Raw genomic sequence first — 17,685 nt, forward strand, 5'->3', positions numbered from 1 at the left:
CTTTTCATTTATGTCATTGAAAATAAACGATGCATGCGTTGTTCATTTTCCTTAAAATCTGTATTTGGATAATACATGTTCTTAACAAGTACATTTGGTCCGAGACAACTGAATTCGGAACAATGACAATTAAGTGCTTGTGCTAAAGGAGATGACAGCCAATGGTTAAAAACATCTGGTAATTTATCGTTCTTAATATTAGAAATCGTGCCGTTTTCATCACCAAAGTCGGTAACAATCACGTTTCCGGTAAAAACATTAACATTTAGCCTATTTCTGCCATCTGGATCGTTTCTCATTGATACTTTTGGAGTGTCTCGAAGTCTTTGTAATAATGCTTGATCATTTTCATCATTGATACATGGATAAATTGGTAAAGTACCAAAGAGCATCCATAAATCTGGATCACGAATATCCAATATATGATGAATAGCTGATTTCATATCTTTAAGTGAAAGAACTTCTAGTTGGCTGGCAAAATCGGCAGGATACATTGGGTGAATTTCATGTCTTTGACACTTCATATCATGGACGATTTCTTTATGTATTTTTTCAAGATGAGGCACTGTACTTTGATTTAACATTGTTTCAGCAGAAATAAACATACCTTGTTGAGATAAGGTGCTAGAATTGGTTAACATTTGATCATAAAGCTTCAATTTCGCTTTTAATGGTGGTTGCTTATCCATGGCGCCAAAGCCAACATCTGTAAATTCATCAATTGTACCCCAATTATGTGAAATATGCATCACATCAATATATTCAGCGATATCTAAATAACGATCTAAAGGTAATGTCAAATTAGAATTCATTTGTACATAGATACCTCGATGATATGCATATTTTAATAATGGTTTGACGACATTTCTAATAGATTTTTTGGAAAACATAGGCTCACCGCCTGTAATAGACATGGTTTTAAGATCAGGAATTTCATCTAAACGGCGATAGATTAAATCCATTGGTAATGGATCGGGGTCAGCAGTTTGAAGCGTATAACCTACTGCACAGTGACTACAACGCATATTACATAAATTCGTTGTAGTGAATTCTATATTACTCAATGTTAAACGCTGATGTTTTTGCATATCATTATATGCTTCCCACGGGTCGTTGTTAATTGAAATTGGTTTTTTTATATTTGATGCATGCAAATTCAACATAATTTTAACTTCCTTTTTTATTTACTTTAATCTTTTTGCGTACTAACTGAACGATATGTTTGCATTTATGATAAGTGACAGGGATAAAAGGCAATTATTAAAAGTTGAAAAACCGTTTTATCTATGCAGAGTACATTTAATTAGTTCAACAATTCATATCATACATCTAACAATTCACTTTAATATTATTAAGACTATACCAAAATTTGTCAAATCCTGTTAGGATGATAGTATCTTATAAAAAGGAGTCATTATTAAAATGAATGAAAATCAAACAATTGATCAAATTAGAACTAGGTTAGAGAAATTTATTGAAGATATTGATCACGTAAACCCAGATGAAGTAAGTGTAGAAGATATCGATGAATGGATTGGATTGCTTGATCAACTCGAAGAAAAAGTTAAAACTGTTTCAACATCAACGGAAGAATAGTTGAGATAGTCATACTATATAGAGGCTATGTTTAAACTTTCATATTTAGTCTATATAATATATAGAACGTAAATAGAGAAAGGTGATTATTAATGGCTAAAAAAGTAGCAATCATAGTAACAAATGAATTTGAAGATATCGAATTAACAAGTCCTAAAGAAGCAATTGAAGAAGCGGGACATGAAACAGTTGTTATTGGTGATCAAGCGAACAGTGAAGTTGTAGGTAAACACGGAGCAAAAGCTGTAGTAGACGTTAGTATTGCTGACGCAAAACCTGAAGATTACGATGGATTATTAATTCCTGGTGGTTTTTCTCCTGACCATTTACGTGGTGATTCAGAAGGTAGATACGGTACTTTTGCTAAGTACTTCACTAAAAATGATGTACCAACATTCGCAATTTGCCATGGTCCACAAATATTAATCGATACAGATGATTTAAATGGACGTACACTCACTGCTGTATTAAATGTGCGTAAAGATTTAGCAAATGCTGGCGCACAAGTAGTTGATGAGTCGGTAGTAGTGGATAAAAACATTGTTACAAGCCGTACACCAGATGATTTAGATGATTTTAATAGAGAAATTGTAAATCAATTAAATGGTTAATTAATAATAATTAACTCACTTTTATAGATAATGATTATGAGCGCTTAGTAATTAAATAATTATTCTCAAATCAATAAATGGCTAATCCACGTAAAAATGGATTAGTCATTTTTGTATTTTAAATCTTATGATTTTTGCCTTATATGCTTATATAGGAGTATGGTTTGATCCTATAGACGCTCATTCATACGGTTTCCTGGGCGTCAGAACGATACAAAATCGGTATAATATATTTATATTCAAAAAAGTCGTATAAATTAATAAATTTGACTAAACTAAATTAATCAAGTGTCTTATATATAAAACTTAGAACACGACTCAATATACGCTACCAATGAAAAGTCCATGTTTAATCCCTAATAATGATATATCAAGAAAGAAAAACGTCAATTTTTAATTTATTTCTATAGAAATAAACGTTAGTTTTTAGTAAGGAATATTTATATTTCGCCTAATTTTTGTTACATAGCGGGACAGAGAATTAGAATAAATATGTCAAATAAAGTTTTTCGATGAAATTCTGAACGCTTTTATATGTTTATAAAACTTCTTAATGAGTCATTCATACACCCTAGGACTGATTTTTACATTTAGGTATAGATAAACATTTAAACTATTGATAAACTCACTTATAATGATATGAGAGCAACATAAAGGAGCTACCGCATGAAAAGAAGCGATCGTTATAAACAATATAATCCAAATGACTCAAATAAATTGCATCATAATACGTATTTTAAACCTGTAAATAAACCACAGAAAAAGAAAAAAGGTAAAGGCATCATTTTAAAGTTACTCATACCTATTTTAATTATTATTGGTATTATACTCGGAGTTATATATGCATTGTCTCTTAGAGCAGATACAGATGAATTAAAAAATATAACAGAAAAAGAATCATTTGTTTCAGCTTCAAATATGCCTGATTATACAAAAGGTGCATTTATAGCTATGGAGGATGAACGTTTTTACAAACATCATGGGTTTGATGTAAAAGGAACATCACGTGCACTATTTTCAACGTTGAGTGATAAGCATGTACAAGGCGGGAGTACGATAACGCAACAAGTAGTTAAAAACTATTACTACGATAATGAGCAGTCACTTACTAGAAAGATTAAAGAATTATTTGTCGCACACAGAGTAGAAAAAGAATATGATAAGAATGAAATCTTAAGTTTTTATATGAACAATATATATTATGGTAGTGATCAATACACAATTGAATCTGCTGCTAATCACTATTTTGGAGCAACAACTGACAAAAACAATTCTAATTTGCCTCAAATATCGGTATTACAAAGTGCGATATTAGCAAGTAAGATAAATGCACCAAGTGTCTATGACATAAATGATATGTCAGACAACTTTGTTAATCGTGTTAAAACTGATTTAGAAAAAATGAAGCAACAAGATTATATCTCAAATGATCAATACGAAACTGCAATACAAGAATTAGGTGTTTAGCCGTGATTGATTTTCATTTCTAGCAGCCTTGCAGTAAACTTAAACGTTAAATTGAAATAGCGTAATCAAATTAAAAAGAGTGTGGATACGAAATCAAAACCATGATTGATTTTGTATGCGCACTCTTTTTTCTTGAACTGATTTTTGAAACAACAATATAAATTAAAATCAATTATTAATATACTAGACACTATGATTCCAATAACAAACAATATACGTTATCCTTATAAGTGGAGTGAGTAAAATGCCTAAAATTACGAAAATAGAAGTACAAAAGAAGAATAAAGAACGCTTTAATTTATATTTAGATGGCGAATTTGAAATGGGTATCGATATGGATACTTATGTCCATTTCAATCTTAAAAAGGATCAAATTGTCGATGCGGCTGACATGGAAAAAATTCAAAGCTATGACCAATATAGACAAGCTGTGAATATAGCAATTCAATTTTTATCATATAGGAAGAGAACTGATCACGAAGTGATTCAACATCTACAAAAAAAGGAAATTTCTGAGTCTGTTATTGCAAGTGTCATTGATTATTGTCATGATCAACGATTAATTGATCATGAAGATTACGCAAATAGTTTAAAAAATACTATGATTCAAACGACGGATAAAGGATCTGGCATCTTTAAACAAAAATTAAAAGACGCTGGTGTTGAGCAGACACTGATTGATGCGTATGCCGAAAAATATGAGTTTGAACAACCAATGGAAGATATCATTAAAGTTGCAAATAAAATTTTAAGACAGAAAAAAGGTCCTGAAATTAAGAGAAAAGAGAAATTGACACAGTCATTAATGCAAAAAGGCTTTTCTTTTGAAATTATAAAAGCAGTCATGGATGAAATGGATTTTTCCCAACCTGAAGAAGAACTAGATGAGTTATTACAACAAGAATTAGAAAAGGTATATAATAAATATTCAAGAAAATTTTCAGGTAGAAAATTAATTAATAAAACGATAGAAGCGCTTATGAGAAAAGGCTATAAATATGATAAAATTAAAGTCAAATTAGAAGAGAGTGGTATTGTAGATGGAACAGAAAAAATTGAGGGAAATGAGTGAAGGAGAATTACGTCACGAGATTCAAGGCTATAAAGAAAAAATGAGAAAAGCAGAGATGAATGGTATATTAAACGAATACGATGTTTATCAAAGTAAAGTCATCATCGCAGAAAGCTACCTTGTAGATAGAACAAAAATAGAAATCGGTAGAATTTATAAATTGAATGATGGAACTGAGAATTATTTTAAAGTTGAACGTTTAAAAGGTGTGTTTGCTTGGGGCTTTAGAATAAAAAGTGCAGAACCTGAAGAAGGTTTACCAATTGCATTATTAAAATTATAGAAGGATGACGATAGATGGGTAGTTCAATTATATTAAAGTTACTCAATGTAACTCATTATTATAGAAATAAAAAATCTGAAAAATGGTATCAACCATTCGGATATGATGCAGATGATATTGAATTAAATAATATTAATCTACATATCTATCAAGGTGAAGCGCTAGGAATTATTGGTGAAGTCGATTCATCTAAATCTTTGGTGGGACGCTTATTAAGTGGTGAGATTAGTCCAGATAAGGGAAAAGTTGTTAGAAAAAAGGATATATTTTTTGCAGATATTGAAGATAAAGCACTTCAATCTACAACAGTAGTAGATTATGTAAAAAGTGCAATCACCTTATTTCCTTATAAAACATCTGATCATAAACTCGAACAAATTATTAAATTTGCCCATCTACAAGATGAGACAAGCTTGGCGATAAAAGATTTAACAGATGAGGCATACGCGAGACTGCAATTTACGTTAGCAAGAACATCGAAAGCAAGTATTATTGTTATGAATCAAATATTAAGCTATTTAGATGATATTTTTTTTGATAAAGCGATAGAACTCACTAATGAATACATAAATGAAAATTTAACCATCGTGCTGATTGATGATAATATAGAACGCATTACACGTGCGAGTAATTATATCGCGTGGATTTCACACGGTCAGCTCAGAATGGAAGGGTCGCTTAAACAAGTACTACCTGTGTTTAAAGAACATGAAAAGGATCGCCTATCTTTATCGACTGAAGAAGAAATAACTAATTTTGATGTCGATTGGAAAAAAAGTAGAACCAGGATGCCCGAATTAACATATAATTTTAAACGTATTGAACGCTACAATCATGCCAAACCTCCAATAGCACTTGTCCGTTTCTGGACATTATTAACTGTATTTTTTATAGGTATGATTATAATGGCGTTACTAATGTTTAATGATTTAGGTAAGCTTGAAATAGGAAAGAATGATGATCAAGCAACAATTCAAAATCAACAAAAGAACCCATATGAAGAAAAACTAGCCTATGGCATTGTACTAGATAGGGCTATAAGTTTAGAAAATATGGCGAATGGTAAAAAGATAAAAGCAAATAAATATGCTTTTGTCACAATAACAGGAGAAAACACTAAAAATTATCGAATTGATATTGATAACAAAAACTATAAAGTAGCTAAAAATAAATTACGCTATTTTGATCCCGCAAGTCTGTTTGAAGAACATAGTGCAAGCGCACTAGCTCCATATATGCATAATAATTATAGTAATTATTATGAATTCTTCAACAGTCATTTGCATAAGAAACATAGCACAGTAATTGACTCGTTAGTGCCCGAAGAAGGTAAAGATGATCGTTTTATTGTACCAATTGTTCAACAGCCAATATCAATGCTATTTAATGATCAAAATAAATTAATTGGATTTACAATTCCAATGAAAGATAAAAAAGAATTAAAAGATAAATTTAATATTGAAAGTAATTTTTGGATTTCTAAATCTGATGATGGTTACTTTATGGCAGATTTGAAAAATAATAAATGGATTTATATTGAATTGTAGGTGTAAAAAATGATTGACAGTATAATTAGCTATTTTATAAATACACCATATCTCATTAAACATGCGTATCATCGTTTGAAGCCAAAATGGATGTGGCTGGTAATACCATTCATAGCAAGTGCAATCGTGCTGCTAATAATGATGATGATTTTTAATATGAATGGTATCGAAGAAATTAAACAAGCACGTGGTTTTTTTAGGTTAGCTGCAGTTACAAGTTTTGCATATATGTGGATTGCCATATATCAAAGTTATAATACATTTAAACATGACTATTTTACTGGTAAGTTATTCAATTTGAATCCAATTTTCCAAAATGTGATTATAGCACTGCTCTTCGGCTTAACAATGTTCATATCACTTGTGATGATTGTATTAGCTACACCAGTTAATATTGAAAGTTCTATACTATCAATATTATTCTTTGTTGTTATGTCTATAATATTTATGGTAGTTATTTCTACGTTACTGGGTCTAATTGCTATTATGCAAAACAAGTTGAATATGACTTATTTTGTAGTAAGTATCATTATGTTTTTTATTGTTCCAATTGTGTTTATACCAAATACCAATACAACCTTAATCGTGCACATTTTAATGTTGAACCCTTTATATTATTTAATTGAAGGTATTTCACAGTCTGTTGTATTAGGAGCACTAAGTCTAAATAACATTCCGCATCATATATATTATATATTATGCTTAGCTATATTATGTGTAATTATTTATGCATTATATAGATATATAGCACATAAAAAATATGCATATGCTATGAACCATACACAGCAAGTATCGGAACATAGGTCTGATGAACAAGATTATAAATCAGATGAATAATAGCAAGTGACAGTTAAATAGCAAAAAAATGGAGGCATACGTTATTAATAACGTGTGCCTCCATTTTTTAATTATCTTACCTAGCAAATAGTTTACGCTGTAATTTTTCTTCGCTAAATACCCAACCAATATATGAATGATCGATAGTCATATTTTCATCTAGATGTGCTATTGCAACAAATGAGTAATGACCATTCTTTAAATATCGTAAATCAATTAACCTAATTTCTGTAGTATCATCATCTAGTCTTCGTGATTGCCAGCGATATATAGATGAGAAATTAAGAAATGTTTTAATATTTTTATCATCTTTGACATATTGCATTAAATCGTTACTAGGGAACGGGTGTCGCTTGGATTTATCACTAAATACGATATTTCTACCATAACTCCGCCCGACATAATCATGTTCTTCAGTTTGAACTGCAACGCGCCATTGCATGAAGCGAATCGTTGGCGCAACAAACACTTTTACAGGATTGTGTTCTTGTTTGATTTGTTTTAATGCTTGTTGTTTAATAATTGCTTGCATTCTGAAGCGAATCATATAATATACTACAAGTATTCCAATGATTGGGAAAAATGCGAGGTAAGGATGTATACCGACAATCCACAATAATATACCAAGGCACCATAATATAAAAATAATGGGGTCAAAAGTATTAATCACACTCAGTTGAATCCATTTATTTGTAATGGGTCTAAGTGCTTGAGTACCATAAGAATTAAATATATCAACGAATACATGAAGAAATACTGCAAGTTGCGCCCATAACCACACATGGGTTGTATCTACATTTTTGAAGAAAGTAAATATTAACAGTGTAATTAATAATGGCCATAAAATAGTGAAAGGGATTGAATGTGTAATTCCTCTATGATTTGATATATATGTAGCATTATCTTTTAATTTAAAAACGGTGTCACCATCCGGAATTAATGAGCCAACTACTAATGTAGTAGCAGTGGCTACAAAGGATCCCGTCATGGCAGGGTCTTGGGTAGCTAATGCTGTGAGTCCGATACCCATGACTATATGCGTTCCTGTATCCATAAGTATTCACTCATTTCATATCTTTAATATATTCATTATAATCTAATATGCGCAATATTTAAATTAACACACTACATTATACTATAGAAATACTTAGAAAATAATAGAAAGAGATGTGCTATATGTTGAATGAATCAAAATTCAAAAATAATCTCATCGATTGGTTTAACAAAAATCAACGCGAGATGCCTTGGAGAGATACTTCAAACCCTTATTATATTTGGTTAAGTGAGGTCATGCTCCAACAGACACAAGTGAAAACGGTAATCGATTATTATCACAGATTTATTGAGCGATTTCCTACAGTTTCTGAGCTCAGTAAAGCACATGAAGATGAAGTGCTTAAATACTGGGAGGGACTTGGCTATTACAGTAGAGCTAGAAATTTTCATAACGCTATTCAAGATGTTCATCATAATTATAATGGAGAAGTGCCCCAAAGCCCGGAAATTTTTGGCAAGTTAAAGGGAGTGGGGCCATATACACAAGCGGCTGTGATGAGTATCGCCTATAATTTACCACTAGCGACTGTAGATGGGAATGTATTTAGAGTTTGGTCGAGGTTAAATAATGATGTACGAGATATTAAGTTACAATCCACAAGAAAGGCGTTTGAGACAGAATTACAGCCATATGTTGAAAGTGATTCTGGTACGTTTAATCAAGCGATGATGGAATTAGGTGCACTCGTTTGTACGCCCAAAAATGCGTTATGCTTATTTTGTCCAGTGCAAGAACATTGTGAAGCATTTTCAAATGGTACGGTTGAAACATTACCTGTAAAAACGACTAAGGTTAAAAAGAAACGTATAAAGCAACATGTTTATATCATTAAAACTATAAATAATGAAATACTAATTGAAAAACGTATGCAAAAATTATTGAATAATATGTGGGAATTTCCAATGTTCGAAGCAACTGAAGAAAACCAAATTAATTCAGTTCTCGGTACGCATATTCAATTTAGAGATCAACCTGCTTATAAATTGAAACATCAATTCACCCACATAACTTGGGATATTGAAGTTTATTTTGCAAAAACCACTATTAATAAGAATGATGTTAGGTTACCTGAAAATATGAAGTGGATGAATATGGATGAGAAAGAAGATTATAATTTTCCGGTGAGTATGACTAAAATATATAAATTTTTACTAACACATTCATAGACTCGGTGTAGACTACTTAGATATGTTATAATTTGTAATGTGAAATTAAGAAAAGGTGGTGTGGAGCATGGTAAAAGAATCCATACCTAAAGAAGGTCAGACAATAAAGATTCAAAGTTATAAACATGATGGGAATATTCATCGTGTTTGGTCTGAAACTACTATATTAAAGGGTACGGAACATGTTGTAATAGGTGGAAATGATCACACGCTTGTCACAGAAAGTGATAGTCGTACGTGGATTACACGAGAACCAGCAATTGTATATTTCCACTCAGAATTTTGGTTTAATGTGATATGTATGTTTAGAGAAGATGGTGTTTATTACTATTGTAATTTATCTTCGCCATTTGTTTGTGATGACGAAGCATTAAAATATATTGATTATGATTTAGATATTAAAGTATATCCGAATGGCAAATATCATTTATTAGACGAAGATGAATATGAACAACATATGAAACAGATGAATTATTCATCGGACATTGATGTGATTTTAAGAAGAAATGTAGATATATTACAACAATGGATTGAGCAGAAGAAAGGTCCATTCGCTCCTGACTTTATAAAAGTTTGGCGTGAACGATATAAAAAAATAAGAAATTATTAAGCACATTTAATGTTTTTAATTTCAATATCCTATATAGTTGTATGGGTGTAATAAGTAGAAGTTAAAATGGCTTTGATTTTAAAAATGATATGTGCAAGTGAAACAGCAGACATAGATAAACATGTTTATAACAGCCTCGTTGAAGTTCAACGAAGGCTGTTTCATTTGTGAATATGTGTGGGGAGGAATAAATTTTATGATTCGGAGATATATACAATTTGTAAAACCATATAAATGGCGAATCATTGCTACAATACTTGTCGGTATTTTAAAATTTGGTATCCCAATGTTAATCCCATTATTAATAAAGTACGTCATTGACGATATTATAAATAATGGAGCGATTACAGCAGAAGAAAAATTCACAAGATTAAGTATTGCATTAGGCATTGCAGTATTTATCTTTGTAATTGTTAGACCACCAATTGAATTTTTAAGACAGTATTTAGCTCAATGGACAAGCAACAAGATTTTATACGACATACGTAAAAAATTGTACAATCATTTACAAGCATTAAGTGCACGCTTTTATGCCAATAATCAAGTGGGACAGGTTATTTCAAGAGTGATTAATGACGTCGAACAGACTAAAGACTTCATTTTAACTGGGTTAATGAATATATGGCTAGACTGTATAACAATTCTTATTGCACTGACAATTATGTTTTATCTAAACGTAAAACTGACGCTAGCTGCATTAGTGATTTTCCCTGTTTATATATTGACAGTTTACTTCTTCTTTGGGCGCTTAAGAAACCTAACAAGAAAGAGATCACAGGCATTAGCAGAAGTTCAAGGGTTTTTACATGAGCGTGTTCAGGGGATGTCTGTGATTAAAAGCTTTGCAATTGAAGATAATGAAGCTCAGAATTTTGATAAACATAACCAAAACTTCTTACAAAAAGCGTTTAATCATACGCGTTGGAATGCTTATTCATTTTCAGCAATCAATACAGTAACAGATATAGGACCATTAATCGTCATAGGTTCAGGCGCTTATTTAGCAATTAATGGTTCTATAACAGTAGGAACATTAGCTGCATTTGTTGGTTACCTTGAACAATTATTCGGCCCTTTGCGTAGATTAGTGTCTTCATTTACAACGTTAACGCAAAGTTTTGCATCCATGGATCGTGTCTTCCAATTAATGGATGAAGGTTATGATATTAAAAATAAAAAAGGTGCATTACCAATTGAAATTAAAGAAGGGCATATCGAGTTAAAAGATGTAAGTTTTAAATATAATTCAGAAGAAGCTACTATTCTTAGTAACATTAATTTAGAAATTAATAAAGGTGAGACTGTAGCCTTTGTTGGTATGAGTGGTGGCGGTAAATCTACTCTGATTAATCTTATTCCTAGATTCTATGATGTTTCTGAAGGTGTCATTGAGATAGATGGTACGAACATCAAGTCTTATTTAACCGGAAGTTTAAGAAATCAAATAGGCTTAGTGCAACAAGACAATATCTTATTCTCAGATACCATTAAAGAAAATATCTTATTAGGGAGACCTGATGCAACAGATGAAGAAGTGATCAATGCGGCAAAAATGGCAAATGCTCACGACTTTATTATGGACCTTGCAGATGGATATGACACTGAAGTTGGCGAAAGAGGCGTAAAACTCTCAGGCGGACAAAAACAACGTGTATCCATCGCACGTATCTTCTTGAATAATCCTCCGATTATTATCTTAGATGAAGCAACTAGTGCACTGGACTTAGAAAGTGAATCTATCATTCAAGAAGCTTTAACGGTCTTAAGTGAAAATAGAACTACATTAATCGTTGCCCACAGATTGTCTACAATCACACATGCTGATAAAATTGTAGTTGTAGAAAATGGTGAAATCGTGGAAACAGGATCACATGAAGCATTGTTAGCTAAAAAAGGAGCATACAATCGCTTATATAGTATTCAAAATTTATAAACCATTTTTTACATGAGCGAAAGTTAAAAAAGTGTATAAACAGTAAATTAGAAATTTAAATAGCATTAATAATAGAAAAAGCGAGACAAGCAATCAAATTTGAAATATTTGATGCTAGTCTCGCTTTTTTAATTTTCTAAAATTGTTTGGCCTTTGGTGAATTAATTTAGCTTTGTGTCAGTAAGATATTGTCATTCCACCATATCATATTAAATTTGATAAAATAAAACCGTATAGACCACAAATAGAAGTTGGTCTATACGGTAGAAGTTATAAATCGAAGTCCTCATCTAAGATATCAATTTCATTATCGTTATTATGATAAGAGAAGAAGCTAATACGTAATCTGTCTAAATGTTCTAATGTATAACGGTATTCTTCAATTGCCGAAATGATTTGCATAATATTAGCGTATGAATATGCAGTTTGATAGGGATTTTTTATAATTTCTTTTTGGAAGGCATCCATCAAATCTTTTTTTTGTGGATTTTCAATTTGGTTATCAAATTGTCCTACATCGTATCTCGCTTTTTTTGAAAGACTAATAAATATTTGTTCATGATATGCGATAAGTGTATCAATTTCTAATTTGATTTGTAAAAGTAATTCATGATTTAAATTGTGTAAATCGTTTTGGTAACGATTCATTTTTTTCAACACGTCATATGCAAGGCGCGTGCTTCTAACAACTTCTTTAAATAATATTTTCTTTCTGTTTTGTGCGTAAATTTGTTTTTTTGTGAAAGGTCGTTCTTCCTCGTAATAAACAAAAGTTTGTTCTAATTTTTTAATTCTACCACTAATTACACCTCTATCTTCTTTGATATGATGATAATCAGAGGTATCATTTAATACTAATTTGAACCATACAAATATATCCGAACAAATATTTAATGAATTGTAATAAATCTTTGATTCAAATTTTGGTGGTAAAAAGACTAAATTAACTACAGAAGAACTAATCACACCAATCATGACTAGTACAAATCTATAAAATGCAGAAACATAAAAATCTCCTGTGTGTTGTCCCATAATAATTAATGCTGTTACGCTTGCTAAAGTAGCAACATGTGCTAAATTGAAGCGGAATAATATAGCAATTAATAATATTACAGTTACACCCATAATTACAACATTATCTCCGAATACCGTCACCATTGCTACAGAAAGTAATGCCCCAAAGACATTACCTATTGCTTGGTCAGAAACAGTTTTAATTGATCGAAATACACTAGGCTGCATTGCAACGACCGCACTGACCCCAGCAATTGCTTTCAAACCAGCTTCATTAGGTAGTAGAGAAGCGATAAACAAAGCAAGTATAATGGCTATACCTGTCTTGAGAATACGAGCTCCTAATTTCAAATGTACCGCTCCTTAATATATTAATAATAATTGTGTTTATACTTGTTATACAATTATTAGCAGTAAATTTCAAGTTTATTTCATTTGGCTAAACGCATAATCAACAGCATTTAAAGTTGTATCGATATCTTCTTCTGTATGTTCAGTAGTTAAGAACCAAGCCTCAAATTTAGATGGTGCTAAATTAATACCTTGATTTAACATCAATTTGAAGAATTTAGCAAAAGCTTCTCCATCTGAATTTTCAGCTTGATCATAATGAACGACTGTATCATTTGTGAAATATAATGTAAGTGCGCCATACACTCTGTTTACTGTTGCGGTTATATTATGCTTTTCAATTAATGATAATAAACCATCTTCTAAACGTTTACCTAGTGTATCTAGCTTTTCATAAACGCCATCTTGTTCTAGTACTTCTAATAGTGCAATACCACCTCTCATTGAAAGTGGATTACCTGCCATTGTACCGGCTTGATATGCTGGCCCCAGTGGTGCGACTTGCTCCATAATTTCTTGTTTACCACCGTATCCACCTATAGGGAGACCACCTCCGACAATTTTACCAAAAGCAGTTAAATCTGGATAAACATTATATAAATCCTGTGCACCACCATAATGGAAACGAAAAGCAGTAATAACTTCGTCATAGATGACAAGACTTCCATTATTATGGGTGATTTCATTTACTTGTTCTAAAAAACCAGGTTGTGGTTTAACCATACCAAAGTTACCAACAATGGGTTCTACAAGTACCGCTGCAATTTCATCTCCCCAATAATTAATTGCTTCTTTATATGCATCAATATCATTGTATGGAACAGTTATAACTTCTTGAGCAACACTCAATGGTACCCCAGCAGAATCAGGAGACCCTAATTGTGAAGGACCACTTCCTGCAGCAACTAAAACTAAGTCAGAATGGCCGTGATATTGTCCTGCGAATTTAACTATTTTATTACGTTTTGTATATGCACGAGCCACTCGAATCGTAGTCATCACAGCTTCTGTTCCTGAATTTACAAATCGAATTTTTTCTAATGAGGGGATCGCATCACGCAATTTTTTGGCAAATTCAATTTCTAATTCTGTAGGCGTACCATATAATATGCCTAAAGCAGCCTGTTCTTGTATTGCTTTCGTAATATGTGGATGGGCATGACCAGTAATAATTGGACCATAGGCTTGCAAATAATCTATATATTTATTGCCGTCTACATCAAACAGATAAGCGCCTTTACCCGAACGCATCATGACTGGTGCGCCACCGCCAACAGCTTTATATGAGCGGGATGGAGAGTTAACGCCTCCTAAAATGTATTCATCAGATAATTTCTGAAGTTTTTCACTTTCAGTAAATTTCATTATTATCAACCTCTTTTAATTTAATATTTACGCCTATTATCGTATCATAAAATTAATAAAAAAAAGAAATAGGGTGAGTTATATGTTAAGTAAAGGAGATCAATTCCCGTCATTTGAATTAGAAAATCAAGATGGTGAACGAATCACTAATGAAACAATTAAAGGTAAAAAGGCAATATTGTATTTTTATCCAAGAGATAACACGCCGACGTGTACTACAGAAGCTTGTGATTTTAGAGATAATATAACTTTATTTAATGACCTTAATGCAAGTGTATTCGGCATAAGTGGTGATAGTAAAAAGAAACATCAAAATTTTAGTGAGAAATTAGATTTGAATTTTGATTTATTAGTAGACACAGATTATAAATTATCTGAGAGAGTGGGCGTTTTTCAATTAAAAAAATCATTTGGAAAAGAGTCAATGGGTATTGTAAGAACAACATTTGTATTAGATGAAATGGGTCAAATTATTGATGTAATAGAAAAAGTTAAGGTTAAAACACAAATTGATGAAATAAAACAAATTTTGGGGTGAGCATATAATGAAAGCAGTTAGTCTAATGAGAATGGGCGATTTAGAAAAAGAATTAACTGAAACATTTCCCAATGTAGATTTTGTATTTAGTACTGGTTTAAGTGATATAGCTGAGGATGACAGACGAACATTAGATATTTTATTTGGATATGATGGTAATTTAGATGAATCATTTCTAGAGAAGTGCCCTAACTTAACTTGGATTGCTTGGTATGCTACAGGTGTGAATAAACTACCATTAAATTATATAAGTAAAAATAAGATAAAACTTACGAATGGTAAAGGCGTACACGCAAAACAAATGTCGGAATTTATTTTTGCGTATATATTAGATAATTATAAAAAAATGAGAACTTCCTATATTAATCAAAAAAATAAATATTATGATTCCACGCTTACTGGTTCGCGAGTAAGCGGTGAAAAAATATTGTTTTTAGGTACAGGAAGTATAGCACAATATACAGCTAGAATAGCGAATATAATGGGAATGGAAGTTTTAGGTATAAATACAACAGGACATGCTGTTGAAGGATTTGATAAAACATACGCCATAAATGAAATGAAAGCAATCTTGCACGATGCAAACATTATAGTGAACACGTTACCTGAAACAAAAGAAACGGTACATTTACTTGAAAGAAAACACTTTGAACATATGAGTAGTGAGGCACTTTTTATAAATGTAGGAAGGGGCACTATTGTTGAAGAAGATATATTAATTGAAGCCCTACAAAAGAACTTAATTAGACATGCATACATTGATGTGTTTGAACACGAACCTTTACAACCGAGTAGTGAACTTTACAATTTGGATAACATAACAATCACTGCACACATCACTGGTAATGGGGCTGAAAATAAAAGTGAGGTAACGCAAATCTTCAAGAAAAATCTGGAGTCCATTCTCAATAACAGAGGTCTAATTGAGAATGAAGTTGATCCAGTTAATGGCTATTGATGCGTTTATAGCATTGTTCATTGACAATTCCCTTTGTGAACAGTTATATTAATACTAAGTAATAATAATTCTTAAATAGAAAGATGGTGAGGGGAATGAGTGCAGAGTTGGAAACGATTGAGCATCAATTAGAGGATTCGATTGCTTCATTAAGAAATAATGGCATTAGAATTACACCACAGAGACAGGCAATTCTAAAATTTTTAATTGCTTCTCATACACATCCTACAGCTGATGAAATTTATCAAGCACTTTCACCTGATTTTCCAAATATAAGTGTTGCTACTATATATAATAATTTACGTGTATTCAAAGATATTGGTATTGTCAAAGAGCTTCCATATGGAGATGCTTCAAGTCGCTTTGATTTTAGTACACACAATCATTATCATGTTATATGTGAAAATTGTGGTAAAATCGTAGACTTCCATTATCCACAACTAGACGAAGTGGAACAATTAGCACAACACGTAACAGATTTTAATGTAACGCATCATCGTATGGAAATATATGGGTTATGTAAAGATTGCCAAGATAAAAACTAATAAACATATAGAAGCAAATGAAGATGTAGAATAAAAAATATTAATTTCGTTTAATGAAAGCAAGGTCTTACATATATAGTGAGGCCTTGCTATTTATATGCGAAGTAAAGCAACTATTCATCAGCAAATACACAAATGTAGATCATTGTGATGTGAAAATAGTCAAAATGTGCAATTAATTATACGATGTATTTACACTAAACCAAAACTAAATACATATTATAACTAATTAGTAATACCCATGGTAAAATTAAACTTAAAAGATCCACTTTTTTATTGACGGTTTTAAATAATCTTGATATTATATAAAAGTCGTCAAAACAAGACGCACTGTAAAACTTATCAACTTAATTCAAAGTAATAAAAGTGTAAATTTGATACTTGTTAATAAAGTTGAAAGGTAATACAATATTAAATGTTGAGTTAAAAAACGCAACAAACTTAATAAAAAATAACGAAAAATTATTATTGACTTAACAATAACTTAATGTTACAATTAATTCTTGTAACACATTAATGAACATTGAAAACTGAATTGCAATATGTCAACGTTAATTCCGAACGCAACATTAAATTGTTGGTTCAAAACAAGTGTTAGAGATAACACTAATTAGTATTTTATGAGCTAATCAAACATCATAATTCATTTATGGAGAGTTTGATCCTGGCTCAGGATGAACGCTGGCGGCGTGCCTAATACATGCAAGTCGAGCGAACAGATAAGGAGCTTGCTCC

Annotated in this window: 17 protein-coding genes and 1 rRNA gene; 14 read left to right on the top strand and 4 right to left on the bottom strand. The window is 31.5% G+C overall.

Features of this window, described 5'->3' with window-relative positions; translation table 11 throughout:
• Positions 1 to 8: 8 nt before the first annotated feature.
• Positions 9 to 1,163, bottom strand: a complete 1,155-nt coding sequence (yfkAB, locus tag BTJ66_RS07985; RefSeq protein ID WP_161940545.1) for a radical SAM/CxCxxxxC motif protein YfkAB — start codon at positions 1,161 to 1,163, stop codon at positions 9 to 11.
• A gap of 259 nt (positions 1,164 to 1,422) precedes the next feature.
• Here yfkAB and BTJ66_RS07990 point away from each other — a divergent pair, with 259 nt between their 5' ends.
• The 7 genes from BTJ66_RS07990 to BTJ66_RS08020 all read left to right on the top strand — a co-directional run bounded on the left by BTJ66_RS07990 (position 1,423) and on the right by BTJ66_RS08020 (position 7,413).
• The gene (locus tag BTJ66_RS07990; RefSeq protein ID WP_099090443.1) at positions 1,423 to 1,596 is read left to right on the top strand and encodes an SE1561 family protein; all 174 of its coding nucleotides are present in this window, start codon (positions 1,423 to 1,425) and stop codon (positions 1,594 to 1,596) included.
• Positions 1,597 to 1,688: 92 nt separating this feature from the next.
• Positions 1,689 to 2,207 carry a type 1 glutamine amidotransferase domain-containing protein gene (locus BTJ66_RS07995; RefSeq protein WP_099090444.1) on the top strand — a complete coding sequence of 173 codons (519 nt, stop codon included), beginning with the start codon at positions 1,689 to 1,691 and terminating at the stop codon, positions 2,205 to 2,207.
• A gap of 666 nt (positions 2,208 to 2,873) precedes the next feature.
• The gene (gene sgtB, locus BTJ66_RS08000; protein WP_099090445.1) at positions 2,874 to 3,674 is read left to right on the top strand and encodes a monofunctional peptidoglycan glycosyltransferase SgtB; all 801 of its coding nucleotides are present in this window, start codon (positions 2,874 to 2,876) and stop codon (positions 3,672 to 3,674) included.
• A gap of 244 nt (positions 3,675 to 3,918) precedes the next feature.
• A complete protein-coding gene (gene recX / locus BTJ66_RS08005; protein ID WP_099090446.1) occupies positions 3,919 to 4,746 on the top strand; it encodes a recombination regulator RecX in 828 nt (275 codons plus the stop codon).
• Positions 4,715 to 5,029, top strand: coding sequence for a YfhH family protein (locus BTJ66_RS08010; RefSeq protein WP_099090447.1), 315 nt, complete (start codon positions 4,715 to 4,717; stop codon positions 5,027 to 5,029). The genes recX and BTJ66_RS08010 overlap by 32 nt, the downstream gene beginning before the upstream one ends.
• A gap of 14 nt (positions 5,030 to 5,043) precedes the next feature.
• A complete protein-coding gene (locus tag BTJ66_RS08015; protein ID WP_099090448.1) occupies positions 5,044 to 6,576 on the top strand; it encodes an ATP-binding cassette domain-containing protein in 1,533 nt (510 codons plus the stop codon).
• A 9-nt stretch (positions 6,577 to 6,585) separates the two neighbouring features.
• Positions 6,586 to 7,413 carry a sugar ABC transporter permease gene (locus BTJ66_RS08020; RefSeq protein WP_099090449.1) on the top strand — a complete coding sequence of 276 codons (828 nt, stop codon included), beginning with the start codon at positions 6,586 to 6,588 and terminating at the stop codon, positions 7,411 to 7,413.
• 76 nt (positions 7,414 to 7,489) lie between these two features.
• On the opposite strand, the gene BTJ66_RS08025 is transcribed toward BTJ66_RS08020, so the two are convergent.
• Positions 7,490 to 8,467 (bottom strand): metal-dependent hydrolase, encoded by a 978-nt coding sequence (locus BTJ66_RS08025; RefSeq protein ID WP_099090450.1) that lies wholly within the window; start codon positions 8,465 to 8,467, stop codon positions 7,490 to 7,492.
• Positions 8,468 to 8,589: 122 nt separating this feature from the next.
• On the opposite strand from BTJ66_RS08025, the gene mutY reads away from it, so the two are divergent.
• The 3 genes from mutY (at position 8,590) to BTJ66_RS08040 (ending at position 12,179) form a co-directional block, all read left to right on the top strand.
• A complete protein-coding gene (gene mutY / locus BTJ66_RS08030) occupies positions 8,590 to 9,636 on the top strand; it encodes an A/G-specific adenine glycosylase (RefSeq protein ID WP_099090451.1) in 1,047 nt (348 codons plus the stop codon).
• Between the two features lie 67 nt (positions 9,637 to 9,703).
• Positions 9,704 to 10,246 (top strand): nucleoside tri-diphosphate phosphatase, encoded by a 543-nt coding sequence (ntdP, locus tag BTJ66_RS08035; RefSeq protein ID WP_099090452.1) that lies wholly within the window; start codon positions 9,704 to 9,706, stop codon positions 10,244 to 10,246.
• Positions 10,247 to 10,442: 196 nt separating this feature from the next.
• Complete coding sequence (locus BTJ66_RS08040) at positions 10,443 to 12,179, top strand: ABC transporter ATP-binding protein (RefSeq protein WP_099090453.1); 1,737 nt, start codon at positions 10,443 to 10,445, stop codon at positions 12,177 to 12,179.
• 270 nt (positions 12,180 to 12,449) lie between these two features.
• On the opposite strand, the gene BTJ66_RS08045 is transcribed toward BTJ66_RS08040, so the two are convergent.
• Together BTJ66_RS08045 and BTJ66_RS08050 are read right to left on the bottom strand one after the other, a co-directional pair.
• Positions 12,450 to 13,544 (bottom strand): FUSC family protein, encoded by a 1,095-nt coding sequence (locus BTJ66_RS08045; RefSeq protein ID WP_099090454.1) that lies wholly within the window; start codon positions 13,542 to 13,544, stop codon positions 12,450 to 12,452.
• Positions 13,545 to 13,619: 75 nt separating this feature from the next.
• Complete coding sequence (locus BTJ66_RS08050) at positions 13,620 to 14,909, bottom strand: glutamate-1-semialdehyde 2,1-aminomutase (protein WP_099090455.1); 1,290 nt, start codon at positions 14,907 to 14,909, stop codon at positions 13,620 to 13,622.
• A gap of 82 nt (positions 14,910 to 14,991) precedes the next feature.
• Here BTJ66_RS08050 and BTJ66_RS08055 point away from each other — a divergent pair, with 82 nt between their 5' ends.
• The 4 genes from BTJ66_RS08055 to BTJ66_RS08070 all read left to right on the top strand — a co-directional run.
• Positions 14,992 to 15,447 carry a peroxiredoxin gene (locus tag BTJ66_RS08055; RefSeq protein WP_099090456.1) on the top strand — a complete coding sequence of 152 codons (456 nt, stop codon included), beginning with the start codon at positions 14,992 to 14,994 and terminating at the stop codon, positions 15,445 to 15,447.
• A 7-nt stretch (positions 15,448 to 15,454) separates the two neighbouring features.
• Positions 15,455 to 16,405 (top strand): phosphoglycerate dehydrogenase, encoded by a 951-nt coding sequence (locus BTJ66_RS08060; RefSeq protein WP_099090457.1) that lies wholly within the window; start codon positions 15,455 to 15,457, stop codon positions 16,403 to 16,405.
• Positions 16,406 to 16,500: 95 nt separating this feature from the next.
• Positions 16,501 to 16,950 (top strand): peroxide-responsive transcriptional repressor PerR, encoded by a 450-nt coding sequence (gene perR, locus BTJ66_RS08065; RefSeq protein WP_099090458.1) that lies wholly within the window; start codon positions 16,501 to 16,503, stop codon positions 16,948 to 16,950.
• A 646-nt stretch (positions 16,951 to 17,596) separates the two neighbouring features.
• A 16S ribosomal RNA gene (locus BTJ66_RS08070) occupies positions 17,597 to 17,685 on the top strand; the annotation flags it as partial.

Origin of the sequence: Staphylococcus edaphicus (assembly GCF_002614725.1) — a bacterium.
Classification (GTDB): domain Bacteria; phylum Bacillota; class Bacilli; order Staphylococcales; family Staphylococcaceae; genus Staphylococcus; species Staphylococcus edaphicus.

What these genes read in the sequence shown, in the direction of transcription:
- perR (WP_099090458.1), top strand. Translation starts at nt 16,501, where the DNA reads ATGAGTGCAGAGTTGGAAACGATTGAGCATCAATTAGAGGATTCGATT.
- BTJ66_RS08040 (WP_099090453.1), top strand. Translation starts at nt 10,443, where the DNA reads ATGATTCGGAGATATATACAATTTGTAAAACCATATAAATGGCGAATC.
- BTJ66_RS08020 (WP_099090449.1), top strand. Translation starts at nt 6,586, where the DNA reads ATGATTGACAGTATAATTAGCTATTTTATAAATACACCATATCTCATT.
- ntdP (WP_099090452.1), top strand. Translation starts at nt 9,704, where the DNA reads ATGGTAAAAGAATCCATACCTAAAGAAGGTCAGACAATAAAGATTCAA.
- BTJ66_RS08010 (WP_099090447.1), top strand. Translation starts at nt 4,715, where the DNA reads ATGGAACAGAAAAAATTGAGGGAAATGAGTGAAGGAGAATTACGTCAC.
- BTJ66_RS08015 (WP_099090448.1), top strand. Translation starts at nt 5,044, where the DNA reads ATGGGTAGTTCAATTATATTAAAGTTACTCAATGTAACTCATTATTAT.
- yfkAB (WP_161940545.1), bottom strand. Translation starts at nt 1,163, where the DNA reads ATGTTGAATTTGCATGCATCAAATATAAAAAAACCAATTTCAATTAAC.
- BTJ66_RS07990 (WP_099090443.1), top strand. Translation starts at nt 1,423, where the DNA reads ATGAATGAAAATCAAACAATTGATCAAATTAGAACTAGGTTAGAGAAA.
- BTJ66_RS08055 (WP_099090456.1), top strand. Translation starts at nt 14,992, where the DNA reads ATGTTAAGTAAAGGAGATCAATTCCCGTCATTTGAATTAGAAAATCAA.
- sgtB (WP_099090445.1), top strand. Translation starts at nt 2,874, where the DNA reads ATGAAAAGAAGCGATCGTTATAAACAATATAATCCAAATGACTCAAAT.
- mutY (WP_099090451.1), top strand. Translation starts at nt 8,590, where the DNA reads ATGTTGAATGAATCAAAATTCAAAAATAATCTCATCGATTGGTTTAAC.
- BTJ66_RS08060 (WP_099090457.1), top strand. Translation starts at nt 15,455, where the DNA reads ATGAAAGCAGTTAGTCTAATGAGAATGGGCGATTTAGAAAAAGAATTA.
- BTJ66_RS07995 (WP_099090444.1), top strand. Translation starts at nt 1,689, where the DNA reads ATGGCTAAAAAAGTAGCAATCATAGTAACAAATGAATTTGAAGATATC.
- BTJ66_RS08025 (WP_099090450.1), bottom strand. Translation starts at nt 8,467, where the DNA reads ATGGATACAGGAACGCATATAGTCATGGGTATCGGACTCACAGCATTA.
- recX (WP_099090446.1), top strand. Translation starts at nt 3,919, where the DNA reads ATGCCTAAAATTACGAAAATAGAAGTACAAAAGAAGAATAAAGAACGC.
- BTJ66_RS08050 (WP_099090455.1), bottom strand. Translation starts at nt 14,909, where the DNA reads ATGAAATTTACTGAAAGTGAAAAACTTCAGAAATTATCTGATGAATAC.